Source organism: Actinoplanes lutulentus (genome assembly GCF_003259845.1).
In the GTDB taxonomy this organism is placed as follows: Bacteria; Actinomycetota; Actinomycetes; order Mycobacteriales; family Micromonosporaceae; genus Actinoplanes; species Actinoplanes lutulentus.
Window position 1 is genome coordinate 280615 of sequence record NZ_QLMJ01000006.1, and the last position, 25580, is coordinate 306194.

Annotated in this window: 21 protein-coding genes and 1 tRNA gene; 14 read left to right on the forward strand and 8 right to left on the reverse strand. The window is 69.3% G+C overall.

Translation table 11 applies throughout. The features are described from left to right. Positions 1-2: 2 nt before the first annotated feature. A complete protein-coding gene (locus tag B0I29_RS16650; protein WP_111649892.1) occupies positions 3-638 on the reverse strand; it encodes a 5-formyltetrahydrofolate cyclo-ligase in 636 nt (211 codons plus the stop codon). Between the two features lie 82 nt (positions 639-720). On the opposite strand from B0I29_RS16650, the gene B0I29_RS16655 reads away from it, so the two are divergent. The 6 genes from B0I29_RS16655 to B0I29_RS16680 all read left to right on the forward strand — a co-directional run bounded on the left by B0I29_RS16655 (position 721) and on the right by B0I29_RS16680 (position 6602). Next, a complete protein-coding gene (locus B0I29_RS16655) occupies positions 721-2691 on the forward strand; it encodes a GGDEF domain-containing protein (protein WP_245972564.1) in 1971 nt (656 codons plus the stop codon). 46 nt (positions 2692-2737) lie between these two features. Further along, positions 2738-3640, forward strand: a complete 903-nt coding sequence (locus B0I29_RS16660; protein WP_111649894.1) for a UTP--glucose-1-phosphate uridylyltransferase — start codon at positions 2738-2740, stop codon at positions 3638-3640. Further along, positions 3637-4950: a molybdopterin molybdotransferase MoeA gene (locus B0I29_RS16665; protein WP_111649895.1), complete on the forward strand. Its 1314-nt coding sequence runs from the start codon at positions 3637-3639 to the stop codon at positions 4948-4950. The genes B0I29_RS16660 and B0I29_RS16665 overlap by 4 nt, the downstream gene beginning before the upstream one ends. Next, positions 4951-5586: a GNAT family N-acetyltransferase gene (locus tag B0I29_RS16670; RefSeq protein ID WP_111649896.1), complete on the forward strand. Its 636-nt coding sequence runs from the start codon at positions 4951-4953 to the stop codon at positions 5584-5586. A gap of 100 nt (positions 5587-5686) precedes the next feature. Continuing rightward, the gene (gene sepX, locus B0I29_RS16675) at positions 5687-6448 is read left to right on the forward strand and encodes a divisome protein SepX/GlpR (RefSeq protein WP_181557834.1); all 762 of its coding nucleotides are present in this window, start codon (positions 5687-5689) and stop codon (positions 6446-6448) included. Positions 6449-6528: 80 nt separating this feature from the next. Further along, positions 6529-6602: transfer RNA gene (locus B0I29_RS16680), tRNA-Ala, on the forward strand. Between the two features lie 143 nt (positions 6603-6745). Here B0I29_RS16680 and B0I29_RS16685 read toward each other — a convergent pair. Next, positions 6746-7267, reverse strand: coding sequence for a DUF2199 domain-containing protein (locus tag B0I29_RS16685; RefSeq protein ID WP_111649898.1), 522 nt, complete (start codon positions 7265-7267; stop codon positions 6746-6748). A 133-nt stretch (positions 7268-7400) separates the two neighbouring features. Here B0I29_RS16685 and B0I29_RS16690 point away from each other — a divergent pair, with 133 nt between their 5' ends. Then, a complete protein-coding gene (locus tag B0I29_RS16690; RefSeq protein WP_111649899.1) occupies positions 7401-8660 on the forward strand; it encodes a GAF domain-containing sensor histidine kinase in 1260 nt (419 codons plus the stop codon). 91 nt (positions 8661-8751) lie between these two features. Here B0I29_RS16690 and B0I29_RS16695 read toward each other — a convergent pair whose 3' ends face one another. The 3 genes from B0I29_RS16695 to B0I29_RS16710 all read right to left on the reverse strand — a co-directional run bounded on the left by B0I29_RS16695 (position 8752) and on the right by B0I29_RS16710 (position 14817). Beyond that, the gene (locus B0I29_RS16695; RefSeq protein WP_245972568.1) at positions 8752-11103 is read right to left on the reverse strand and encodes a bifunctional polysaccharide deacetylase/glycosyltransferase family 2 protein; all 2352 of its coding nucleotides are present in this window, start codon (positions 11101-11103) and stop codon (positions 8752-8754) included. Between the two features lie 89 nt (positions 11104-11192). After that, the gene (locus B0I29_RS16700; protein ID WP_111649901.1) at positions 11193-12032 is read right to left on the reverse strand and encodes a hypothetical protein; all 840 of its coding nucleotides are present in this window, start codon (positions 12030-12032) and stop codon (positions 11193-11195) included. 1201 nt (positions 12033-13233) lie between these two features. After that, a complete protein-coding gene (locus B0I29_RS16710; RefSeq protein ID WP_111649902.1) occupies positions 13234-14817 on the reverse strand; it encodes a dolichyl-phosphate-mannose--protein mannosyltransferase in 1584 nt (527 codons plus the stop codon). Between the two features lie 75 nt (positions 14818-14892). On the opposite strand from B0I29_RS16710, the gene rsmI reads away from it, so the two are divergent. Beyond that, positions 14893-15744 (forward strand): 16S rRNA (cytidine(1402)-2'-O)-methyltransferase, encoded by an 852-nt coding sequence (gene rsmI, locus B0I29_RS16715; protein WP_111649903.1) that lies wholly within the window; start codon positions 14893-14895, stop codon positions 15742-15744. A 96-nt stretch (positions 15745-15840) separates the two neighbouring features. Here rsmI and B0I29_RS16720 read toward each other — a convergent pair whose 3' ends face one another. After that, positions 15841-16755, reverse strand: a complete 915-nt coding sequence (locus tag B0I29_RS16720; RefSeq protein WP_181557835.1) for a hypothetical protein — start codon at positions 16753-16755, stop codon at positions 15841-15843. 132 nt (positions 16756-16887) lie between these two features. Here B0I29_RS16720 and metG point away from each other — a divergent pair, with 132 nt between their 5' ends. After that, positions 16888-18690, forward strand: a complete 1803-nt coding sequence (gene metG, locus B0I29_RS16725) for a methionine--tRNA ligase (RefSeq protein WP_111649965.1) — start codon at positions 16888-16890, stop codon at positions 18688-18690. A gap of 55 nt (positions 18691-18745) precedes the next feature. Here metG and B0I29_RS16730 read toward each other — a convergent pair whose 3' ends face one another. After that, positions 18746-19189, reverse strand: coding sequence for a hypothetical protein (locus B0I29_RS16730; protein ID WP_146616802.1), 444 nt, complete (start codon positions 19187-19189; stop codon positions 18746-18748). Here B0I29_RS16730 and B0I29_RS16735 point away from each other — a divergent pair. Beyond that, positions 19158-20105: a hypothetical protein gene (locus tag B0I29_RS16735; protein ID WP_111649905.1), complete on the forward strand. Its 948-nt coding sequence runs from the start codon at positions 19158-19160 to the stop codon at positions 20103-20105. The genes B0I29_RS16730 and B0I29_RS16735 overlap by 32 nt on opposite strands. Before the next feature lie 145 nt (positions 20106-20250). Next, positions 20251-21573, forward strand: a complete 1323-nt coding sequence (locus B0I29_RS16740; protein WP_146616803.1) for a hypothetical protein — start codon at positions 20251-20253, stop codon at positions 21571-21573. 45 nt (positions 21574-21618) lie between these two features. On the opposite strand, the gene B0I29_RS16745 is transcribed toward B0I29_RS16740, so the two are convergent. After that, entirely contained in the window at positions 21619-22653 is a 1035-nt protein-coding gene (locus tag B0I29_RS16745; protein WP_111649907.1) for a hypothetical protein, read from the reverse strand. Between the two features lie 70 nt (positions 22654-22723). Here B0I29_RS16745 and B0I29_RS16750 point away from each other — a divergent pair, with 70 nt between their 5' ends. The 3 genes from B0I29_RS16750 (at position 22724) to B0I29_RS16760 (ending at position 25574) form a co-directional block, all read left to right on the forward strand. After that, the gene (locus B0I29_RS16750) at positions 22724-23635 is read left to right on the forward strand and encodes a TatD family hydrolase (protein WP_181557836.1); all 912 of its coding nucleotides are present in this window, start codon (positions 22724-22726) and stop codon (positions 23633-23635) included. A 24-nt stretch (positions 23636-23659) separates the two neighbouring features. Then, entirely contained in the window at positions 23660-24547 is an 888-nt protein-coding gene (rsmA, locus tag B0I29_RS16755; RefSeq protein WP_111649908.1) for a 16S rRNA (adenine(1518)-N(6)/adenine(1519)-N(6))-dimethyltransferase RsmA, read from the forward strand. A 79-nt stretch (positions 24548-24626) separates the two neighbouring features. Then, entirely contained in the window at positions 24627-25574 is a 948-nt protein-coding gene (locus tag B0I29_RS16760) for a 4-(cytidine 5'-diphospho)-2-C-methyl-D-erythritol kinase (protein ID WP_111649909.1), read from the forward strand. Positions 25575-25580: the final 6 nt, after the last annotated feature.

Sequence of the window (25580 nt, forward strand, 5' to 3'; positions counted from 1 at the left end):
ACTCAGCCCTCTGTCTGAGGGGTGGACGTGGTGAAGCTGACCAGGCCACCAGTGGGCGTGATCACACCGCGCACCGCCCGATCGTGGGGCTCGGCCGGCACGGAGTCGACGATCTCGCCATCATGCAGCAACGCCACCGTGGGCGGGCCGGGACTGCCCAGCCGGGCCAGCACCCGGTCGTAGGAACCGCCACCGCGTCCCATTCGTACGCCGCTCGGGCCCACCGCCAGTGCCGGGATCAGGATCAGATCCGCTTCGCGTACGGCTTCCGGGCCGAGCCGTGGGCCGCCCGGCTCCCGGAGTCCGCGGGGTGCGGCCGTCAGGGTGCCGTCGAAGAGCGCCCAGTCGAGATCATTGTCGGACATCAGGACCGGAAGCAGCAGCCGGCCGCCGGGCGGCAGGGCCTCGGCGAGCAGCCGTGGAAGCTCGGCTCCGCCCGGTTCCGAGCCGACCGGCACGTAGGCGGCGATCGTTGCCGGTGCGGTCACGCGTACCAAAGCAAGGGTTTGATCTTGGATTTTGGCTGCCGCTTGGGCTAGCTCGTGGTCCGAAAGTGATCGACGCGCTGTGAGTAGGCGTGTGCGCAGCGCGATCTTGTTTTGTGGTGATTTTTCCGCGTCAGTGGCTAAATCCGACATGCAACACCCCCTTTTGAAAACCGGCAAACGGCGCACACTATGTCAGCATCGCTGGATAAGAGGGCCACTTCCGGGAGGATGTGTGACACTACGTGGCCGGCTCACCAGCGCGTTTCTGGTGGTCGTGCTCGGTCCGGTCCTACTCGGGTCAATCTTCGTCGCCCTCACCGTCGGCGCGGTGAGCCGCGAACGGACGGCCGAGCGACTCGATCATGCCGCGACTACCGTCAGTGCGGCGGTGAGCGCGTTCTGTGGCCAACTCCAGGCTGTCGCTGATGCGGTCGCGGTGGTGCCTGTTACCGAGCGTTCCGCAGTGGCCGACCAGCTGATCGTCCGAGGCCTGGCAACCGCCGTCCGGGTGACCGGTCCTGATCAGAAAACGCAGGCGGTGCGGGGATCCAGTCGCGAAGAGGTCCTGGGAAAGGGCGGATGGCCGGCCGGTTGGCAGGACTGCGCCGAGCCTCGGGGCGGTGCGGTCACGGCGCTCGCCGCGGTCGCGTACGCATCGGATGTGACCGTGATGGCCGCCCAGCGGGTGGATGACGCCCTGCTCGCGCGCCTCGGCGAAGCCGGAGGCGTGACGGTCGCGCTGAGCGCGACCGGTCCGGAGAGCGACAAGGAAGCGATCCGGGAGCTCGCCGCCGAGCCCGGGAGTCCGCTGCCGCTCAGCCTGACCGTTCCGGCCTCCGATCCGACCTTCCGGTACGCGATCCTGCTGCTCATCGTCCTGGTGACCGCTCTGGTGGCGATCCTCGCGGCCCGCTGGCTGGCGCGATCCACCACCCGGCCTCTCGGTGATCTCGCCTGGGCGGCCGATCGGGTGGCGAACGGCGATCTGGACACCCGCGTGCCGATCCCGCGGCCGGACGAGCTGGGCCGGCTGGCCGCGACGTTCAACCGGATGACCCGGGAGCTGCAGTCCTACGTGCAGGCGCTGACCGCGAGCCGCGACCAGCTCCGGCGGCACCTGGCGATCCTCGGCGACACGCTGTCCAGCACGCACGACCTCGACCGGATCCTGCCGGTGATCCTGCGGACCGCGATGACCGCGACCGGCGCCCGTGCCGGGCTGCTCCTGCTCGCCGAGCCGGACGGGCTGCTCGCGGCCCGCTGCGGCGCCGGGCTGACCGGTGAGTGGGACGTGACCGCCGCCGAGCTGGCGCAGCGCAGGCTGATCGCCGGACGGGGTGTGCTCGGCACGGTGGCGGCCACCGGAACTCCGCTGCGGGGTACGACCGGCGGCGCGCCCGACGAACCCGCGTGTGAGTCGTATCTCGCCGTCCCGATCTGCGCGCCGCCGAACCCGGAGCCCGAGGACGGCCCCGAGCCGGGAACCCTCGGCGTGCTCGCCCTCTATGACCGGCTCGGCGGCCCGGGCTTCGAGGACACCGACCTGATGACCCTGCGGACGTTCGCCGGGCAGGCCGGGGTGGCCGTGCACAACGTGCGGGTGCACGAGGAGGCGCAGCGGCTGTCGCTGACCGATCCGCTCACCGGACTGTGGAACTACCGGTACCTGCGCGAGGTGCTGCGGCGCGAGGTGGAACGGGCGAGCCGGTTCGGCCGGATGCTCACCGTTCTCGTTCTCGACCTGGACCACTTCAAGGACGTCAACGACACGTACGGGCACACCGCCGGCGACCTGGTGCTGGGCGAGTTCGCCCGGCGGATCCGGATCGGGCTGCGGGAAGTCGACGTAGCATTCCGGCAGGGCGGGGAGGAATTCGTCGTGCTGCTGCCGGAGACCGACGCGTACGGTGGTGTGATCGTGGCCGAGCGGCTGGGTGCGGCGGTCCGTGAATGGCCGGTTCCGATCGACCCGCGCCGCCCCGGCCTCGACGACCGAGTCTCGATCACCGTCTCGATCGGCATCGCGGTCTTCCCGGAACACGGCAACACCGCGCAGGAGGTGCTGGACGCCGCGGACGAAGCGCTTTACGCCGCGAAGAACGCGGGTAGAGATACGTACCGACTGGCCGAACGGGGATCTTTCGATCCCGCTGCGGCCACCAGTGGTGGGCCACAGCCGCCGCGGCAAGCCCGTGGCCGATAGTCTCGCGGCATATCCGGGCACGATCCAGCGAAGGTGCGGTGACGCAATGACGACGAACGCGCAGGGGCGCGCGGTCAAGGCAGTGATTCCGGCGGCAGGTCTCGCCACCCGATTCCTGCCGGCCACGAAGGCCGTTCCGAAGGAACTGCTGCCGGTGGTCGACCGTCCGGTGCTGCAATACATCGTCGAGGAGGCGGCTGCCGCCGGCATCACCGATGTACTGCTCGTGACCGGCCGCGGCAAGACCTCGATGGTGGACCACTTCGACCGTCGTCCCGACGTCGAGCAGCGGCTCCTGGAGAAGGGTGACACGGCGCGACTCGACGCCGTTCGCCGTACCAGCGAGCTCGCCGACATCTACACGGTCCGCCAGGGTGAGCCGCTCGGCCTCGGCCACGCGGTCGGCACCGCGGCGTCGCACGTGGGTAAGGACAACGCTTTCGCGGTGCTGCTCGGCGACGAGTTCGTCGAGGAGTCCAAGCCGCTGCTGCCCTCGATGCTCGACCTGCAAGCTTCGACGGGGGGCATCGTGCTGGCGCTGATGGAAGTAGCGCCTTCCGAAACTTCCCGTTACGGCATTGCTTCGGTGGAAAAAACCGACAAAGACGACATTGTGCGCGTAACCGGGCTCGTCGAGAAGCCGAAGCCGGAAGATGCGCCCAGCAACCTGGCAGTTCTGGGCCGCTACGTCCTCCCCGGCAAGATCTTCGAGACGATCAAGGACACCAAGCCGGGCAATGGCGGCGAGATCCAGCTGACCGACGCGATGGCGACGCTCCTGGCCGACGGCACCCCGGTGCACGGCATCATCTACCGGGGTCACCGGTACGACACCGGCATGCCGCTCGGTTACCTCCAGGCTGTCGTCCAGCTCGCGGTTCAGCGCCCCGACCTGGGCGAAGAGTTCCGCGCCTGGCTGACCGACTTCGTCGGTGGTCAGAAGGGATGACCGCGACGGCCGATGCCGAGGCGGCCGCCAACGAGCTGATGCCTCTCGCCGAATACCTGGGCAGCGTGCTGCGCAGGTTGCGGGCGCTGCCTCCGCTCGACCTCGACCTCACTCAAGCGCACGGGAACGTGCTTGCGGCCGACGTGTTCGCGCCGCATCCGTTCCCGGCGTTCGACCAGGCAGCGATCGACGGTTACGCGGCCCGATGGGAAGACCTGGCCGGCGCCGGGCGCATCGGGTCGCACCCGTCGTCGCTGCCGAAGTTCGACAACAAAGGCCGGACGGTACGCCTCAACGTGGTCGGAGACCTGGGCGCCGCCAGCTGGCGCCCGGTCCGGCTCACTCCCGGCACCTGCTTCTCGGTGGCTGCCGGGGCGCCGCTGCCGATGGGTGCCGACGTCGTCGTCCCGGTGCACTGGACCGACCAGGGCATGGCCGCCGTGGAGATCCTGCACGCGCCGAAACGGGGCTCCGGGGTACGCCGGGCCGGCGAGGAGATCTCGGTCGGCCAGGTGCTCGCCCGCGCCGGGACCTACGTCTCCCCGCCGATGGTCGCCACGTTCGCCGCCTCCGGGATCGGGCACGTCATGGTCCGGCCGAGTCCGCGAGTGGTCGTGGTGGCCACCGGCGACGAACTGGTCGACGTCGGCCGTCCCAGTCAGCCAGGGCAGGTGGTCGACGCCAATTCGCATGCGTTGACCGCCGCCGCGGTGGAGGCCGGTGCTCTCGCGTACCGGATAGGCATCTGCGACGACGACCCGGAAGGGTTGCGCGGCCTCCTGGAGGACCAGACGCTGCGCGCCGACCTGATCATCACCACCGGAGGTACCGGCACCGGACCCGGCGACATGTTGCGCCGGGTTCTGTCACGTCCGGGGACCGGCCGGGGCAAGGTCGACTTCACCGACGTCGCGCTCTCACCGGGAACCTCACTCGGCTTCGGTACGGTCGGCGGCGAAGAGGTGCCGGTGGTCTGCCTGCCCGGTGAGCCGGGCGCCGCCCTGATCGGCTTCGAGGTGCTGGCCTGGCCGGTGATCCAACTGCTGGCCGGCGCCGAACCGGTGTTCCGGCACAGCGTCAAGGCACACCTGCTGGAGACGGTCTCGTCGCCGGGTGGGCTGCGCGAGTTCCGGCCGGCGCACGTCGCGGAACGACGCGGCGGCGGTCACACGGTGCAGCCACTCGCCGGTGGGCCGTACACTCTCTCCGGTTTGTCCGAGGCGAACGGTCTGCTCGTCCTCGGGGAACGGGTCACCACGGCGGCCGCCGGATCGACCGTTGACGTTCTGCTGCTCGACCGGAGGCGATGAATGCTCGGGGCCACGCCTGGATGGCCAGCCGTCCTGGCGGACGGTGCCGTTCTGCTGCGGCCGTACAAGCGCGGCGACGCCCGGTCCTGGTCCGAGGTGCGGATCGCCAACCAGGCCTGGCTGGCGCCCTGGGAGTCGGCGCCGCCGGGACCGTGGTCCGAGATGAACTCGTCCCGCGCCTTCGGGTACGTCTACCGCGACATGAAACGGGCCGCCCGGCGTGGCGACAGCATGCCGTTCGCCGTCTGCCTGGTCGACGGCGGCCGGGAGCGACTGGTCGGCCACGTGAACCTGGGCAACATAGTGCGCCGGGCGTTCGCGTCGGCGTACGCGGGTTACTGGGTGGACTATCGGGTGGCCGGCCGGGGCGTCATACCGACCGCGCTGGCGCTCGCCGTGGATCACGCTTTCGGGCCCGGTGGATTGCACCGGATAGAGGTCAACATTCGGCCGGAGAACGGTCCGAGCCGGCGTGTCGTGGAGAAGCTCGGTTTTCGCGAAGAGGCTTACCACCAGCGATACATGCACATCGACGGCGGTTGGCGTGATCATCTCGGATATGCCATGACCAGCGAAGAAGTGGTCGCCGAGGGCGGGTTGTTATCGCGCTGGAAACGCGTACGCGCCTCTAAATGATCTTGGCTGCGTCACTGTTGTCGGCGCGGCGCGCGAAATATCACGGCTACCGCCCGTAACCTCGCAAACGTCGTGTCTTTTTCCGTGGCGGAACGGAGGGGTGAGGGTGCCGACATCGGTGCTCCTCGCCGTCCTCGCCGCGGCCGGGCTGCTCGCCCTCGCCCCGGCGCTGGTGCGCCGGTACGACGCAACCGAGCGCCTCGCCGCGGAGCGGGCGTCGTCGACGGCGCGGGTGCTACAACGCCAGCGCCGTCACCGCACCGTGCCCGGACAACGACCGATCAACCCCGCCCGGCAGGTGACGGTTACGGTACCCGCCCCATCGGGTGATGATTCCGGGACGCCACCGGAACGCCGGTTGCGCCTTGTCACAGGACGTAAGCCGGCGCGTCGCGTACCCAAGCGCCGTGGAACTCCGGCGGTGGTCCGCCGCCGCCGGGTCTTCGCCGCGCTCGCTCTCCTGAACGCGATCGAGCTGGTCGGCGTCCTGGCGGTCGGCCCCGGGTTCTGGATCAGCTTCGCCGTGACCGGTTCGCTGCTCGGGCTCTACCTCGTGCACCTGCGCAACCGTGCCATCGCCGACCGCCGCCGCCGCAAGGTCCAGGCACGGGAAGCCGCCTGGCTCGCCGCACGGCAGGCCGAGGTCCGCCGGGAACAGGCTCGCCGTGCTGCCGCTCGCCGTGAGGCACAGCGCAGGCTGGCGGCCGAGCGCGAGGCGGTGCGGCGAGCGGCGATGGGTCTGGATCGCGAGGATTCGGATCTACCGGCGGTGGCCAACGGGGGATCGGTCTCCTACCGGCGCAAGGGCGGCGGCCTGCGAGGCCGTGCTTATGAGGCCGGCGGCCGGCATCACACGGCCTGAGGGAGGGTCGGTTTGAGGGGGTGCTGGAGCCCCTGTTAGTCTTTCTTCGTTCCACGGCGACGAGTTCGCTGCGGGATGGAGGGGCTGTGGCGCAGTCTGGTAGCGCACCTCGTTCGCATCGAGGGGGTCTGGGGTTCAAATCCCCACAGCTCCACGAGATCGATGGGCGGCATGTGTTCGCGGAAAACGCGAACCGTGCCGCTCTCGTCATTTCTGCTCCGGGGGCCGAGCCCCCGGAAACCCCGCGTTGCGATGGTCGCCCTTGGTGGCTTGCTTGCGCTCTTTCTTGGGTACGCGTTACGGGGCGAACTCGTCGGTGCGGTGCAGGTGGAAAGCGGCGATCTGTTCGACCTGGGCCATCATGATGCCCGCCCGCTGCTCGACGGCCAGGGGGTGGCCGGTCGGCTCCAGCTCGATGTACGGGGGCTCGCCCACCGGCCTGGTGTGGACGTTCGTCTTCAGGTTCAGCGTCGTCGGGTCGTAGCCCGCGATCGCGTTCGAGAGCCAGCCGAAGTACGGGGGCTCGGTCTCGCGGCCCTCCTGCTCCCAGATGTCGACCGCCCGGGTGAAGTTGGGGCGGCTCAGGGAGACCCACATGCTGTACGTGAACACGTCGCCGGTGTCCCAGACGGGCAGCTCGATGAGGCCGCGGACGAAGAACTGCTCGCCGGCGATGACGCAGAGGTCGGCGTCGAGGAGGCAGCCGTCCTGGCCGGCCATCTCCGGGCGCCAGAAATCCGGGGCCGGTGCGGCGAAGCTGAGCGGCGGGCCGTCGTGTTCGGCGCCGCACGTGCCGCAGACGAAGTGCTCGGTGCTCACGAGGCCGAAGCATACGACCGGCGGAATAGATCTACGCGGTCGCACGTGTTACGTCACACCAGAGGTAGTGCAAAACATGAAAATAGCTACTTTTGGGTGGTATCTCTGGAGCAAGTCCCGGAGGTGACGATTCATGAAAGCTCCACTGCCCGACAACGAAATCGAGCGGCTGGCCGCGCTCTACTCCCTCGACATCCTCGACAGTCCACCGGAAAAGGATTTCGACGACATCGTCGCCCTCGCCGCCAGCGTGTGTGAGGCGCCGGTAGCCATGGTCAGCCTGGTCGACGCCGACCGGCAGTGGGCCAAGGCCAGCACCGGTGCCGCACCGGCCGGTAGCGCGCTGGCCGAGACCGCGCGGGACGTGTCGTTCTGCGCTCACGCCATCCTCAGCCGAGATCTGCTGATCGTGCCGGACGCCCGCGAGGACGCCCGGTTCGCCGACAACCCGTCGGTGACGGCCGAGGGCGGCGTCCGGTTCTACGCCGGAGCTCCCCTGATGACCACCGACGGCTTCGCCCTCGGGACACTCTGCGTGCTGGACACCGTGCCCCGGCGGCTCGACAACGAGCAGCAGCAGGCCATGCGAGCCCTGGCCCGCCAGGTCACCGCCCAGCTGGAGCTGCGCCGGTACGCGTTCGCCCTGGCCAACACGACGGCCCGGCTTCAGGAGCTGGAGCGCCGCAAGGACGACCTGGCCGGCCTGGTCGGCGGGGAGCTGCGCTCGTCGCTGCGGCTCATGTCGTCGTACCTGGACCGGCTCGGTGACACCGGGTTCCACGACGCGGAGCTGGCCGAGCTGGTGGGACGGGCCACGTCGGCGCACGTCCGCGGGTTCCGTGACCTCATCGGCCATCTCACCTCGATGGCCGACGCCGGTCTCGGCGGGGACAGCCTGCACATGCGGACGTGCGACCTGACCCGGGTTACGCAGCGGGCGGTGGAGGCGGTCCGGCCGATCGCCGCCAGCAAGCACATCTGGATCCTCAACCAGGCCGGCGGTCCGTCGCTGCCGATCATCGCGGACCCGGTCCGGCTCGAGCAGGTGCTGACGCACCTGCTCTTCGCCGCGGTCAAATACACCCCGGAGGGCGGCCGCGTGCGGGTCGGCACCGAGATGGAATCGGGCCCGACGGTACGCCTTGACGACATGGATCTTCCGGACGGACTGCGGCCGGACCTGTTCCCGCATCTGTACTACGGGGCCATCGCCAACCCGGCTGACGTACCCGGACCGGATCGAGGGCTGGCCGTGGCGAAGCGGATCCTCGACGCGCACCACGCCACGGTGGCGCTCTCCGACCGGCCCGGCGACGGAACTTCGCTGCACGTCGTCTTCCCTTACGCGGAGGCGGCCCCGGCTGAGGTGATTCGCGACCTCGCGGTCGCCTAGGGCAGGCCCGACAAGGGTGGGACCTGGGGGAACGGCTGTCACCGGCCCGTGCCCGATCGGCTGCAGTTCGGCCGGGCACGGGCCGGTGCGCTCACCCGGCGCGAACCGGGCCGGAACCTCCTGCCGGGGGCGAGCCGGCGTGCGGAAGCTCATCCGGAAAGTACTCGTACGGCATGGCCTGCGTCGGAACAACGGGTGGCGCTACGGCGCGGCCGGTGGGCGTACGCGGGGCCGGGGTCCAATCCGGCTGGATCGGCGGCCATTGGTCCACTGCAGGCGCGACGTTGCCACCCGGACCGATCGGGTCCGGAGCGGGCGTCCGAGCCACCAGGCCGGCCCGGTTCAGCTTGTGCCAGCGCAGCCGGCCACCGGTCATCGCGGTGGTCGCCGATTGCAGCAGCACCAGGTACATCAGCTGCCGGTACGCGAACTGCTGCAACGGCAGCCGCAACAGTGGGCGTAGCGATTCGCGGTCGAAGCGGAACGCCACCGCGGCGGTGAACATCTGCAGCGTCAGCATGCCGAGCCAGGCGACCAGGGTCTCGCTGAGCTCCCAGAAGACCAGGCCGTAGATCAGCATGATGTCGACGACCGGCGCGAGCATCGGCAGGGCCACGCCGAAGAGCGCCAGGAACGGCAGGCCGACCCGCCCGAACCTGCCCGAGGGACCGGAGTCGAAGATCGACTGGCGGTGCTTCCACATCGCCTGCATGGTCCCGTAGCTCCAGCGGTACCGCTGCCGGTAGAGCTGCTCCAGGGTGGTCGGCGCCTCTGTCCAGGCCTTGGCGTTCTCCTCGTACACGACCCGCCAGCCGGCCCGGCACATCGCCATGGTGACGTCGGTGTCCTCGGCGAGGGTCTCGTCGCTGACGCCGCCGACCTGGGCGAGGGCCTCCCGGCGGAACGCGCCGATCGCGCCGGGCACGGTCGGCATGCAGTTCATCGTCTCGTAGAGCCGGCGGTCCAGGTTGAAGCCGATCACGTACTCGATGTGCTGCCAGAGCGCGACCATGCTGGCCCGGTTGCCGACCTTCACGTTGCCGGCGACCGCGCCGACCGAGGGGTCGGCGAACGGCTGCACGAGCCGGCGGATCGAGTCGTCCTCGAAGATGGTGTCGCCGTCGACCGTGACGATCAGGTCGTGCCGGGCGAGGGCCACGCCGGTGTTCAGAGCGTTCGGCTTGCCACCGTTGGGCACCCGCACCACCCGCACGTTCGGCAGGCCCATGCGTTCCACCAGGTCGGCCGTACCGTCGGTGGAGCCGTCGTCGACGACCACCACCTCGATCTCCGGGTAATCACCGGTGGCGAGCGAGCGGACGGCAGCCTCGATGCCCTCCTTTTCGTTGTACGCCGGGACGATCACCGAGACCGGTTCGGTCACCGGGGGACCCCAGCTCCAGTTCGGCTTGCGGCGCTGCCGGGCGTGCCGGGTCGCGAGAAGAAGCAACAGCGCGGTACGCCCGATGGTCAGCAGCCCGACCACCACGAACAGCGTGGCGATCACGGTGACCAGGCCGTCCGCCAGCCGTACGGTCCAGATCAGGGCCAGTCCGCGCCACTCGTCGTGCTTGGGCGCGTCCGGGTTGAGCGGCAGGGCGGTGATCGCCGTGGCGTTCTCGGCCCGGTCATTGCCGGCGTTCGCGGCCTGCTCGGCGATGCTGAGGTTGAGGCCCTCGGTGACAGTGGTGAACCGGTACCCGCGCGCCTTCATCATCGGGATGAACTTCGCCAGCGCCGCGACGGTCTGCGAACGCTCACCACCGGCATCGTGGAACAGGATGACCGCCGAGCTGTCCCCGGCCGGTGTCGAGCCCGCGACGATCTTGTCAGCGCCCGGCCGCTGCCAGTCCTCACTGTCCAGGTCGTTGACCACGACCAGGTACCCGTGCTTGCCGGCCTCCTTGACGAGGCCCCAGTTCACGTCGTCGATCGCGGCGTTCTTGGACGAGTACGGGAACCGGGCCAGGTTCGTCTTCACCCCGGTGGCCCGGGCGATCGCCACCTGGGTCTGTGACAGCTCGAGTTGACGGCGCCAGGGCGCGAGCCGCTGCATGTTCGGGTGGGTGAACGTGTGCACGCCCAGCTCGTTGCCGTCGTCCACGATCTTCTTGGTCATCTCGGGGTTACGGGCCACCTGCGAGCCGACCACGAAGAACGTGCCGTGTGCGTCGTTGTCGCGCAGCACCTTCAGGATCTTCGGGGTCCACTCGGGATCCGGCCCGTCGTCGAAGGTGAGCGCGATCGTACGGTCCGGCAGCCGGCTGGTGCTCTCCTGACCGCCGGTGGTGTTGATGATCGGGCCGCCGCCGCGGATCGCCAGCGGGACACCGGCCTGGTCACCGACCTCGGTCTCCACGTGGTCGTTCTTGAACTCGGCGTTGATGTACGCCTGCACGACCAGCACGGCGACGAAGAAGCCGATCAGCAGGGTGCCGAGCATGACGCGGGGGCGCGGCAGGATCCGGCGGCGGCTCCGGCCGCGGGCACGGGAGCGCCGGGTGGGGGTGGGGGTGGACGAGGGGGTAGTTGTCACGGCGTGGTCCCGGTCTCGGGGGCAGGGGTGTCCGCCGGATCAGGTTCGAACGACGGAACGGCGGGCGGCGGCGCGGCGACCGTCGGCTTGCTCGTGCTGGTGGCCGCCGGCTCGGCGGCTGGCTTCGGAGCGGCCGGCGCGGCGGTGGGTGGCTTCGGCGCGGCGGGCGTGGTTGCCGGCTGAGGCTCGGACGTGACCGGGCTGCCGCCCTCACCGCCGGCCTGACCACCCTCGCCGCCGGCCTGACCACCCTCGGCGGCCGGCGGCGCCGGAGCGACCGGGCCGGGCTCCACCGCGGGGCTGCTGGTCGAGGTGGCCGGGCTCGGGCTGGTCGACTTGCTCGGCACCGGCTTGGTGGTCGACTCCGTCTTCTTCGTCGGGGTCGGCGTCGGGGACTTGGTGACCGGCTTGGCGCTCGGAGCCTTGGACGGCTTCACCGACGGCTTGGTGGAGGACGGCGTGACGCTACGGCGCGGCGGATAATCGGTGCGGCGCTGGAGCGACTCCACGATGTACCTCGGCCGGGCCGTGGTACTCGGCTGCGGCGTGGGGCTGGGGCGCGGCTGCGGCGTCGCGTCGTCCTTCTCGTCCCGTTCGTCGTCCAGACCGGGCAGCGGTAGTACCGCGCTGGAGCTGACCGGTCCACCGGCCAGACTGACGCTGAGCAGCCCCCCGTAGGCGACGACGAGGACACCGAAGCCCAACGCGATGCGCCGTAGCAGCCGGCTGCGTCGACCCGTGGAGTCGACGAAAACCGGCGCGGGCTCCGACACGGCGATGATCTGCGTGTCGGGCGCGTCTTGGTCGGATTGCCTGTGCGGTTCCTGCGAAGTCACGCGGCGAGCTTAAGAACATTTATCGCGATCTTGGCACACATCACTCATAAGGGGGACGGTCGACTGATCCCCTGAAATGGGACGAAATGATGAGGCTGGAGAATTGACCGGTGGTGGCCGGTGTGAATGCCTCCGGATCACGCTCCACTGAGCAGCAGTGAGGCCCATGACGAAAGGACGTTACGCCGATTCGGTGTTCAATTTGCTGTCGCATTCCCGACCGCATTATCGAGCATTATTCACGAATCGATAAAACCGTTAAGAGCTATTAGAGCATATTGTCCGAATTGCTCCAAGGTGTTTGCGCCAGAGCAATCTTGTGTGGCCACCCGTTGTGCAGGTCAACCGACCTCGTTAAGCTCCATCTTGCGCGCCCCTATCGTCCGCTTCCCCCGTGGCAGACGATCGGGGCGCGCCCTATTTGGAGCCCGCATCCGCCCTGCCTTGAAGCCAGCGGGCCCGGTGCGGCGCCGACCACAAATCGCGAGTTTCCGGGAAGCCGCCGCGGCCTGAAGCAGGCGAGACCCGGCCCAGCCGGTGTTCTCAGAGCTGTCCCAGCACCCGCGAAGCGACGCTGAGCGCCGGCTCACGGACCCCGGCTGGTCGTGGGCGTCGTCAAAACTCCCGGAACTTGTGAGTTTGCGGTCGATCGAACGGCTGAACCGCCCAAGATCCGTGAGCGGCCGCGCCCGCCGGGCCGGCACGGCAGGCACGGCACGGCAGGCACGGCGCGGCACGGCAGGCAGGGCGAGTGTGTCGATTTCCGGTTCGATCCGGACCCGAAGTCGACACGGCGGGCGTCCCCAGGCGTGCGTGTCGAACTCGGGTCGGCAGTGACGGCTTGTGGAGAGACCTGGTGCCTCTCGCGCTACTGCATGGCCCATCACCCCCGCCGGGCGCGGGTCCTGGTGGGAGCCGTGAACAAACCTTGAGCTCAGAGGCGTGCGAGCCGTCGCACAGGCATGGAACGCGCCAGCCGACTGCCCGCAACTGCTTGGCGGCCGGGATCTTGTGAGGTTTTGGTTGCGTAGCGGGCTGAAACTCACAAGATCTGTGACGGCGCCTCGCGGTCAGGGCTGTGGCCGCGGCCCCGGCCCTGGCCCCGGCTCCGGCCCCGGCTCCGGCCCCGGCCGCGGCCCTGGCTCCGGCTCCGGCTCCGGCCCCAGCCCCGGCTGCGGCCGGGGCCGGTGGCGTCGGCGGCTCAGATCCAGCGGCTGCCGAGCCACATGCGTACCGACCAGTCGTCGTACGGCATGAGGGTGCCCACGAAGACCGGGTAGAAGTACGCGAAGCAGAGCGCCACCAGGACCACGAACGTCGTCAGCACGACCGTGCCGACGAGTTGGCGGTCGGAGCGGGATGGTCCGGCCACCAGGCCGGTCGGTGGCGTCATGATCGCGCCCAGGACGTAGACCACGGCCAGGATCAGGAACGGCAGTGCCGGTAGGACGTAGAACGAGAACATCGTCCGGCCGTCGGCGACCGCGAAGTAGAACCAGGGCAGCAGACCGGCCACGGCGCCCGTGAAGATCGCGTAGGCCCGCCAGTCGCGCCGGGCGATGCCGAACCAGACCAGGGCGCCCAGTGCCGGCAGGAACGACCACCACAGGATCGGGGTGCCGAGCAGCAGGATCTCGGCCGCGCAGTTGGAGGCGCCGCAGTCGCCGTTGCCGTTCCAGTAGAACGCCACCGGGCGGCCGAGCAGCAGCCACTGCCACGGCCAGGACTGGTACGTGTGCTTCTCGGTCAGTCCGCTGTGGAAGTTGTACGCCTCGGAGTGGTAGTGCGCGAGGTTGAGCAGCGCGCCGATGATCGGCGGCTCGCTCATCCCGTTCGCCTCGCGGTAATGCCGGAAGTAGCCGGTGTCGGTGACGAACCAGCCGGTCCAGCTAGCGAGGTAGACCAGGAACGTCAGGACGAAGGCGAGCACCAGCCAGCCGAGGTCACCGAGGATGCCGGCGATGATCGGGCCGCGGATGCCGGCCGAGCGACGTGCCTGGACGCGCCAGACGATCACCAGGGCGGCGAAGAACGGCGCGAAGAACAGCGCGCTCCACTTGACCCCGCAGGCCATCCCGAAGGTGATGCCGGCGACCAGCAGCCACCACGGCACGATCAGGGGCAGGCGTGCCGTCGTGGCCGGGTCGTAACCGGAGTCGAGATGCCGTTGCCAGCTGCGCCGGTAGTGATCGCGGTCCAGCACCATGGCCGCGAAGGTCAGCAGGATGAACAGGCCGAGGAAGATGTCGAGCAGCGAGGTCCGCGACAGCACCAGCTGGAACCCGTCCAGCGTCATCAGCAGACCGGCCGTGCCGGCCAGCACGATGGAGTGGAACAGCCGGTACGCCACCCGGATCAGGACCAGGATCATCAGCGTGCCGGCGACCGCTGTGGAGAACCGCCAGCCCAGCTCGGTGTTGCCGAAGAAGTGCTCGCCGAACGCGATCAGCCACTTGCCCAGCGGTGGGTGCACCACGTACGCCGGGCCGTTGGTCTTCTCGTCCCACTCCACGCCGTGCTGGAGCATGTCCCAGGCGTCCGTCGGGTAGTACACCTCGTCGAAGATGTAGCCCTTGGGCCTGCTCAACCCGGAGAACCGCAGGATTGCGGCGATCACCACGATGATCGCGGTGACGATCCATGAGTACGGGTTGAAGCGCTGGTCCAGCGTCGACAACCGACGCCGGACGATCTCTGGGACAGCACGCACTCCCGTGGGCTGCTCCGCCCCGGTGGGGGAGTCCGGGGTGGTGAGGTCATTCTCTGCGGTGGCCGCCGTCGTCACCCCGCGATCGTAGGCCCCGCGACTGAGAAGTGATGCCCGCCGTCGCCGCGTCCTGTCGTGTGGTGGACTTTTCCGATGGCTGGAGAAGAGAACGGCGGCGGACGGGTCGTGCTGGCGGGCGCCCCACTTGGTAACATCGGCGACGCCTCGGCCCGGCTTCGCGAGGTCCTGACCTCGGCTGATGTGATCGCCGCCGAGGACACCCGGCGGCTGAACCGGCTCGTCCGCGACCTCGGCATCACGGTCACCGGTCGCATCGTGTCGTACTTCGAGGGCAACGACGAGCGTCGTACCCCGGAACTCGTCGAGGCGCTCGCGGCCGGCTCGGTCGTCGCGGTGGTGACCGACGGTGGCATGCCGAGCGTCTCCGATCCGGGGTACCGGTTGGTGCGGGCCGCGCTCGACGCCGGGTACCCGGTGACCGCCGCGCCCGGCCCGAGCGCGGTGACCACCGCACTGGCGCTCTCCGGGCTGCCGAGTGACCGGTTCTGCTTCGAGGGGTTCCTGCCGCGTACCGGTTCGGGGCGGCGGTCCCGGCTGCGGGAGCTGGCGGCGGAACCGCGCACGCTCGTCCTCTTCGAGGCGCCGCACCGGATCAAGAGCTCGCTGGAGGACCTGGCGGCGGTTCTCGGCGCGGATCGGCCGGCCGCGGTCTGCCGCGAGCTGACCAAGACGTACGAAGAGGTGCGGCGGGGCACGCTCGCCGAACTGGCCGCGTGGGCCGCCGCGAACGAGCCGCGCGGTGAGATCACCGTGGTGGTCGGCGGTGCGCCGGTGGTGGCGGTGGTCGTGCCGGAGGACGACGAGCTGCGGGCTGCCGTCGCCGAGCGCGAGGCCGGCGGCGAGACCCGCCGCGACGCGATTCAGGCCGTTGCGAACGAGTTCGGCATGAAGAAGCGCGACGTCTACAACATCGTGCACAGCTGACGGGATCTCAGGAGCCGGCGGCGGGTCGCGCCGGCGGGAGGGTCGTCAGTCGCCTCGGGCTGACGGTTCCTTGCGGTTACGCGTATCAAAAGGGTCTTAGAAAGCGGCGACCAGGAAGCCGAGCTGGAGTAGGACGGGCGCCATAACGCTGAGGAGGACGGCTCGGCGGCGTTTCATGCCGGATTCGAGGCGGTTGGCGCCGGTGGTCTGGGCGATGCCGTAACCGCAGATCAGGACCAGGATGAAGCCGAGTGCCCAGCGCAGGTGCATGAGGGTTCCGGCGGGACCGGCGTAGGCCTGGTCGCTGCCGGGGCTGACCATCCGGGCCGGGGTGATCGCGCCGGTTGTGCGGCTTTCGCCGGAGATGCCGAGAAGGGTGACCCGGGAGGCGGTGAAGGCGCCGTCCTCGGTGGTGAATTGTCCGGAGCAGCGCTGGGTGAGTCCGTCGCCGCTGCATTGTGAAGTGGTCGCCCAGCCGTCGTCGCCATGGCCGGTGGCCAGCCAGAACGGCTCGGCGCTGACCCAGCCGAAGAACGCCGCCAGCAGGCTCAGCATGACCAGCGCGACCAGCGGGCCGACCGGATTGTGCGCGGCGGTCCTGCGGGGAGCGGGCGGACGCACGTGTGCGGGACGGGATGCGTCGATCGCCGCGCGTTCCGCCTCGTTCATCCAGAACGGTGAATTCTCCAGCCGCTCCAGACGCGCCTCGACCTCGGGCGACACCGGGACGTCGGGCAGCGGCCGCTGCGGGTTGATCACCACGGTCGGCCGGTTGCGGTCGGCCTCTTCCAGATCAAGGTCAACATCTTTGGGTACGCCGGGAGCAGGCTCACGTCCGTCCGGCTCGATGATCATCAGCTCGCCGGCGGTGGCGAACCGTGATCCCTCGGCGAGGTCCTGTGGCTCCCGATCGTGCTCGCCCCGCCGCCATCCGGGTTCGGGCTCGGCGAGGGTCCAGGGATTGGCCTGGTCGCGGGGTGTTTCTCCGGGCTGCGGCGCGTCTCCGGTCACTAGATCATTGAACGCCTGAGTCGGGTTCGGATCACGTCACCGATCGGGCGTGTCGTGACAAATCGGGCGCGCGGCGCGTCAAGGGCTTATCCGTTGGCGGCGCAGCGGAGGCGGTCACTACCCTTGTACTTCATGAGTCACGTTCTCGCCGCGGTTGCCTGGCCTTACGCCAACGGCCCGCGCCACATCGGTCATGTTTCCGGCTTCGGGGTGCCGTCCGACGTCTTCAGCCGGTACATGCGGATGGCCGGACACGACGTGCTCATGGTCTCCGGGACCGACGAGCACGGCACGCCGATCCAGGTGCAGGCCGACGCGGACGGTGTCACCCCGCGTGAGCTCGCCGATCGGTACAACCGGGTGATCGTCGAGGACCTGCACGGACTGGGCCTCTCCTACGACCTCTTCACCCGCACCACGACGCGTAATCACTACGCCGTGGTGCAGGACCTGTTCGAGGGTCTTCACTCGAATGGGTACATCGTCGCGCGTACGACGCTGGGCGCGATCTCGCCGTCCACCGGCCGCACGCTGCCCGACCGCTACATCGAGGGCACCTGCCCGATCTGCGGTTACGAGGGCGCTCGCGGCGACCAGTGCGACAACTGCGGCAACCAGCTCGACCCGGAGCAGCTGATCAACCCGCGCTCGCGGATCAACGGGGAGACCCCGAAATTCGTCGAGACCGAGCACTTCTTCCTGGACCTGCCGGCCTTCGCCGAGGCGATCGGGCACTGGCTGGACCAGCGGGAGAACTGGCGGCCCAACGTCCTGAAGTTCTCCCGCAACCTGCTGGACGACCTTCAGCCCCGGGCGATCACCCGTGACCTGGAGTGGGGCGTACCGATCCCGCTCGACGGCTGGCGGGACCGCAACGACAAGCGCATCTACGTCTGGTTCGACGCCGTTATCGGTTACCTGTCGGCGTCCATCGAGTGGGCCCGGCGCACCGGCGAGCCGGAGGCCTGGCGCAAGTGGTGGTCGGCGGACGCCGAGGGCAAGGACGCGTCGGCCTATTACTTCATGGGCAAGGACAACATCGTCTTCCACTCGGTGATCTGGCCGGCGCTGCTGCTCGGTTACTCCGGTGAGGGCGACAAGGGCGGCCAGCCCGGCGACCTCGGCAAGCTGAACCTGCCGACCGAGGTGGTCTCCAGTGAGTACCTGACGATGGAGGGCAAGAAGTTCTCCTCGTCGCGCCGCGTGGTCATCTACGTGCGCGACTTCCTGGAGCGTTACGACGCCGACGCCCTGCGGTACTTCATCGCGGCGGCCGGTCCGGAGTCGAACGACACCGACTTCACCTGGGCCGAGTTCGTCCGGCGCAACAACGACGAGCTGGTGGCCGGCTGGGGCAACCTGGTGAACCGGTGCGTCTCGATGGCCGCGAAGAACTTCGGGGTGATCCCCCCGGCCGTTGATCTCACCGCCGAGGACCAGGCGCTGCTGGCTGTCGCTCGTGAGGGCTTCACCACGGTCGGCGAGCTGATCGGCAAGCACCGGCAGAAAGCCGCGATCGGCGAGGCCATGCGGGTGGTGGCCGAGGCCAACAAGTACCTGTCCGAGCAGGCACCGTGGAAACTGAAGTCGGACGAGGAGAAGGAGCGGCAGGGCACCATCCTGAACGTCGCCCTCCAGGTGGTGAGCGACGCGAACACGCTGCTCACGCCGTTCCTGCCGCACTCCGCGCAGAAGGTGTTCGAGCTGCTCGGCAACACCGGGGTGCACGCGCCGATGCCGGAGATCGTCGAGGTCGAGGACCTGGACGGCGGCCCCGGGTACCCGGTTCTGATGGGTGACTACACGGTGGGCACTCGCTGGGAGTCGGTCCCGCTGGTCGCGGGTACGCCTCTCGCGGCGCCCAAACCGGTGTTCCGCAAGCTGGAGCCGACAGTGGTCGAGGAGGAGCTGGCTCGCCTGGGCGAGGGCTCCTGACCAGTTGATTCGTTCGTCAGCCCGCCGGTGTCCTGGTGACGCCGGCGGGTTTTCGTCATGTTGATCGCAGTCGCGATGATCCGGTACCGTTCCGGCCCGTGAAGTCAGGATTGTCGCGCCGTCTGCTCGTGTCGATCATCAGTGGTGTCGTCGTCGCGGGTGGGGCGGTCGCCGCGTCGCCGGTCCTGGCCGTCTCCGCGCAGGTGGTGGACGACGAGGCGTCTGCCTCGCCTTCGTCCACGGAGAGCGCTTCGGATGTGCCCACATCGGAATCGGTGAGTCCTGAGCCCGAGCTCAGTGCGGAATCGTCGTCGCAGGCAGCTGAGCCGAGTTCGGCCGAGCCCAGTTCCTCGTCGCCGAGCCTGGATGTTTCGACGTCTTTGGCTCCGTCGTCTTCGGTTCCTTCCGCGTCGGCTTCTTCGTCGGCGCCGGCGTCGCGTCCCGCCAGTCCTTCGCCGGCCAAGCCGGTGGACCGGATCGCGCCCTCCGGAACCTTCAAGCTGAACACCACAGCACTCTGGACCGGTCAGTGGATCACCCTGAGCCAGCGCGCGACCGACTTCGGCGACGCGGTCTCGGCGGACTCGAAGATCACCCGGCGGGTGAACTGGGGTGACGGCACCGCGGTCACGCTCGGCGCGACCGCCGAGGCACAGACGAAGCAGTACACCCGGGCCGGCCGGTTCACGATCACCGAGACGCTGACCGACGAGGCCAAGAACGTCTTCACGATCGCCAAGGCGGTCACGGTCACCGTTCCGGGCACCTACAAGCTCAGCCGGACCACTGTCTATCAGGGCGTGCAGTTCAGCGTGAACGTGTCGAACGTCCCGGTCGGCACCAAGAACATCGTCGTCAACTGGGGCGACGGCACGGTGACCGGGCACGCCGGCAAGAACGGCGCGATCGGCTACTACTTCCTGAAGAACCCGAAGACCGGCAAGCGGGTCAGCGGGAACCTCCCGATCAAGATCGCTTTCCAGAACACGTACGGGTCCAGCTCCTATCAGCTGGTCGGCACGATGAAGGTGCTGTCCGACACGACCAAGCCGGTCGTGAAGGTCAACAAGCCGGCCAAGCCGAGCCGGGCGAGCTCCTGGCGCACGATCACCGGCACGGTCGCCGAGACCCAGTCCGGTGTGCAGAACGTCTACGCGACCGTCCTGTGGGCCAACTCGGCGGGTACGACGTACTGCCTCACCCCGGACCGGAAGTGGAAGCGGTACGCCACCGACAAGCAGCTGATGAGTTACTGCGCCGACAAGGGCGTGAAGCTCGCGGTGAGCAAGGGCAAGTGGTCGCTGAAGGTGCCCGCCGGTGCCGGCAACGGTTACCTGCTCGCCTGGGCGTGGACCTGGGACTGGGCCGAGAACTACGGCGAAGCGACCCGCCAGGCGACCATCACCAAGAAGTGAAAATCATATTGATCAGTCCTACGTCGATCCGGTAGCGTCTCGCCACCACGGGGGACGTGAGTGATTCATAGGTTCGGTCGGGGCGCGACGTGAACCTCGATGACGTGTGCGCTCCTTCGTGGACGAGATCTATGAAGGAGCTTCTGTGAAACCACGCTTGTCGCGCCCGCTTCTGGCGGCGTTCGTGAGCGGTGCGATCGTTGCGGGTGGAGTCGTCTACACGGCACCGGTTCTGGCAGCCGGCCCGGTCGCGTCCCCGGCCGCGGCCATCGACGCCACTGACACACCCGAGCCGACCGAGACGTCGGGTTCCCCGACGGCCACCGAGACCACCACCTCGGCCGCGCCGGTCGAGACCACCACTTCAGCCGCGCCGGTGGAGACCACCACCTCCGCGGCGCCGGTGGAGACGACCACTTCGGCGGCACCGGTGGAGACCACCACCTCCGCATCGCCGACGCCGACCAAGACGACCACCTCGCCGGCACCGGTCAAGACGACCACGCCGGCTCCCAAGGACACCAAGGCGCCGACCGGGTCCTTCCGGCTGAGCGCCACCTCGATCTGGACCGGCCAGAAGGTCACCTTCAGCCAGTCCGCGGCCGAGTACCAGGACGACCGCGACGCGGACTCCGCCATCACCCGGAAGATCAGCTGGGGTGACGGAACCAGCACCACGCTGGCCGCGAACGCCACGTCATACGCGAAGCAGTACACCCGGGCCGGCCGGTTCAACGTCACCGAGACGCTGACCGACCGCAGCGGCAACCGGGCCACCACGGCGGCCAAGGTCGTCTCCGTGACGGTCCCGGCCAAGTGGGCGCTGAGCCGGTACACGATCTACCAGGGTGCTCGGTTCGAGGTGTCGATCTCCAAGGTCCCCGCCGGGACCGACAAGATCCACGTCGACTGGGGTGACGGCTGGATCGACACCCTCGGCGGCCGCGACCAGAAGTTCGGCGGCACGATCCTGTACCGCAAGAACACCGACACCAAGATCAGCGGCAAGGTGAAGATGCGGATCGCCTTCACCAACAAGAACGGCTGGACCGGCTGGCTCCCGCTCGCCACGGTCAACGTCCTCAAGGACAACTGGAAGCCGAAGCTGACGGTCACCAAGCCGAAGAAGCCCAACAAGATCAGTTCTTGGAAGACCATCAAGGGCACCCTCACCGACAAGGGATCCGGCGTCACGGTCGCGCGGGTCACCATCATCCGGGTGACCACCTCGGGCAAGCTCTACTGCCTGACCCAGAAGAAGAAGTGGAAGCGGTACACCACCGAGGCGCAGTTCATGAAGCACTGCGGCAACAACGGTGTCGAGATCAAGCCGTCCAAGAAGGGCAACTGGTCGATGAAGGTTCCGTCCGGTGTCACCAAGGGCCAGATCGTGGTCCTGGCCTGGACGTACGACCGGGCGCACAACTACGCCGGCAAGAACCGCGAGGCGACGCTCACCAAGAAGTAAGACCCGGAAGGGGCCGGCCCAGGCCGGTCCCTCCCGCTTTCACGATCAGAGTTGGTACGCGATATCGGCGATGTGGTGATCGGCCAGCTCGTCGACCGGCGCCCAGGCCTCGTACACGCCACGTTCGTAACAGCGGGCCCCGGTCGCGTTGATCACGTCCGCCTCGGGCTTGATCAGGCGCAGCCGGGCCCAGGTCTCGTCCCGCTGCAGCACCCAGACCGGTGTGCCGCGCCAGAGCGCCTGCTCGGCCCGGCGGCTCAGGGTCTGCACCGGATAACGGGCCGCGCGGGTCAGCGCCCGCACCCGGAACTCGCCGGGCGGGTCGGCGACCGCCTCGTACTCCTTGTCGTCGATCCGGCCGACCAGCCGTGCCGAGGCCGCGCCGGTGCACGGCACGTACTCCCGGTCCGGGCTGGCGCCGGGGATCTCGCCGAGCAGGCCCCGCCAGCGCGGTCCGGCCAGCCGCAGCCAGCCGTTCTGCTCCGGCTGGTACGTGTAGAGGATCACCTCTTCGCCACCCGGGACGTGCGCCAGGAGCTGCGCGTTCGCCGGGATCGGAAGGTCCGCGAACCCGGTGGTGATGAATTCCGGGATCAGCTCGTCGGTGCTCGGGCCGAACCCGGTGCCGAGGACCATCGCGCCGATCCGGGAGTGCGCCGGCAGCGCCGTCAGGCCGGGCTGGGCCGGGCTCGCCGGCACCTCGTAATCGATCGGGTCGGTGGCACGCCAGCGCAGCGCGAACGTGACGTCCGAGTCGGCCGTGCCGTCGGTGCGCAGCAGCCCGAACTGGTCCGGCTCACGCAGATGTTCGATGTCGCAGGCGCGGTAACAGAACCCGTACGGAAGCCAGCCGCCGAGGTGGCCGGCGACCTGGGTCGCCGAGAGAATCTTGGTCATCCGGGTGCCGCGCCGGATCGCTGCCGTGGCCCGGATCCGGCGCAGACCGGGATCTTCCCGGTACGACACCGACTGGCTCATGAGCTGAACCTGCTGCCAGCTCAGGTCACGGCGCAGCGGTGCCATCAGGGGTGGGTCGAGCGGGTCATAGCCCAGCTCACTGTCCTCACCGGTCACGGTCACGGGGCGCAACCTAAGTGACCCCGGTGGATATCGGATGAACACCCGGTTACCGGAAATAGTGACGTGCACAATGTCTCACATGTCTAATCCCTCTTCGCCTTCCGAATCCCGCAAGGCGAAAGCCGCACGGCGGGCGGGCGAGTTCCCGCCGGCACCTGAACCGCTCGCGATCCCGGTCTTCGACAGTCACACCCACCTGGACCTGACCGTGCAGGAGGGCGGCTCCTTCACCTCGTTCGCTCCGGAGGCAGGCGACCCGGTCCAGGCCTTGATCGACGCCGCCGCGAAGGCCGGTGTGGACCGTCTCGTGCAGGTGGGAGTGGACGTCGACTCGTCGCGCTGGGGCGCCGACGCCGCCGAGAAGTACGGCTCGGTGCTCGCCGCGGTCGCGCTGCACCCGAACGAGGCGCCCCGGCTGTCCGATCTGGACGAGGCGCTGCGGGAGATCGAGGCGCTGGCCGCCCGGCCCCGGGTGCGTGGCATCGGCGAGACCGGGATGGACACCTTCCGTACCGGCGACGAGGGCCGGGTCGCGCAGGAGGAGAGCTTCCGGGCGCACATCGCGATCGCGAAGCGGCACGGCAAGGCGCTGATCATCCACGACCGGGAGGCCCACGACGACGTGCTGCGGATTCTCGACTCCGAGGGCGCGCCGGACACCGTGGTGCTGCACTGCTTCTCCGGCGACGCGGTGTTCGCCGCCGAGTGCGTACGCCGTGGTTTCTACCTGAGCTTCGCCGGGACGGTCACCTTCGCGAACGCGGCCAACCTGCGCGAGGCGGCCGCGCTCACCCCGCCGGAGCAGATGATGGTGGAGACCGATGCGCCGTACCTCACCCCGGTTCCGTACCGGGGCCGGCCGAACGCGTCGTACCTGATCCCGATCACGGTCCGGGCCCTCGCGGCGGCCCGTGGTGTGGAGGTTGACGAGCTCTGCGCGACGATCTCCGCCACCGGGGAGCGGGTCTTCGGCTCCTGGTAAACGAGCCAATCTAGGCTCATGCCCATGGCTGACTCACTTCTCGGCCCGGCGGAGATCCGGGAACTCGCCGCGCGCCTAGGCGTCGCGCCGACCAAGAAGCTCGGCCAGAACTTCCTGCACGATCCGAACACCATCCGGCGGATCGTGGCGGCGGCCGGGCTGCGCGCCGACGACGTGGCACTGGAGGTCGGTCCCGGGCTCGGCTCGCTGACGCTGGGCCTGGTCGGCGCGGTGCGGCACGTGCACGCCGTGGAGATCGACCCGACGCTGGCCGCCGCGCTGCCGGAGACGGTCACCGCGCCGCACCTCACCGTGCACCAGGCCGACGCGCTCCGGGTCCGCGGCGACCGGTTCGACCCGGCGCCGACCATGCTGGTGGCGAACCTGCCCTACAACGTGGCAGTGCCGGTGGTCCTGTCCCTGCTGGCCGAGCTGCCGACCCTGCGCGGCGGCCTGGTCATGGTGCAGAAGGAGGTCGCGGACCGGCTGGTCGCCGGTCCCGGCTCGAAGGTGTACGGCGTGCCGTCGGTGAAACTGGCCTGGTACGCCGAGGCGAAGTCGGCCGGCAAGGTGCCACCGGCGGTGTTCTGGCCGGTGCCCAACGTGGATTCCGGGCTGGTCGCGTTCACCCGGCGCGAGCCTCCGGCGGACGCCGTGCGTACCGAAGTCTTCGCGGTGATCGACGCGGCGTTCGCGCAGCGGCGCAAGACGCTGCGCGCCGCGCTGGCCGGCTGGGCCGGCGGCGCGGACCGCGCTGAGCAGGTGTTGCGCGCCGCCGGCGTCAGCCCGCAGGCCCGGGGCGAAGCGCTCACGGTGGGCGAGTTCGCGGCGATCGCGGCGGCAGCCAAAGTGTCGGTGCCCGGCGGTAAGCTCACCCCCACTGATGTGGAACCCGAGGAGGTGGACTCATGACAGCCGAACCGGCAGGCCGAGTCATGTGGTCGCCCGATTCGCCGTTTGAGATTCGGCTGCCGATCCGGGACATCGCTCCGTGACCGAGGCGTGGGGGCCGGACGACGAGGGGCCGCGTCCGCATCCGGGGCCGGTGCGTGTCCGGGTGCCTGCCAAGATCAATCTGCATCTCGGTGTCGGTCCGCTGCGGCCGGACGGTTACCACGAGCTCAACACGGTCTACCACGCGATCGGGATCTTCGATGAGCTGACCGCCCGCCGTGGCGACACGCTCACCCTGACCATGGAGGGCGTCGGCACCGGGGAGTTGGCGCTCGACGAGACCAACCTGATCATCCGGGCCGCCCGGGCGCTGGCCGCGCACGCGCGGGTCCCGGCGTACGCGCGGTTGCACCTGCGCAAGTCGATCCCGCTCGCCGGTGGGCTGGCCGGTGGCAGCGCCGACGCGGCTGCCGCCCTGATCGCCTGCGACATGCTCTGGGGTCTCGGCATGTCCCGTGACCAGCTCGCCGAGGTCGGCGCGCAGCTCGGCTCGGACGTGCCGTTCCTGCTGCACGGCGGCACCGCGCTCGGCACCGGCCACGGTGAGGCGGTCAGCCCGATTCTGGCCCGGCCCACCGCCTGGCACTGGGTGGTCGCGATCGCCGACGGCGGCCTGTCCACCCCCGCCGTCTACCGCGAGCTGGACACCCTGCGGGACAGCTCCTGGCCGCCGCCCCCGCTGGAGGGCCCCGATCAGCTGATGGCCGCGCTGCGCCAGCGTGACCCGGAGGTGCTCGGCGCCGCGCTCGGCAACGATCTCCAGGCGGCCGCGCTGTCGCTGCGCCCGCAGCTCGCTGACGTGCTGAAAGCCGGTCATGAGGCGGGCGCGATCGCCGGCCTCGTGTCCGGTTCCGGCCCCACCTGTGTCTTCCTCGCCGCCGACGCCGGACACGCCCAGGAGATCGCGGCGGGGCTGAACGCGGCGGGGGTCTGCCTGGAGGCGGTCACCGCGCGCGGGCCGCAGCCGGGCGCGCGGGTAACCTAGACGCAT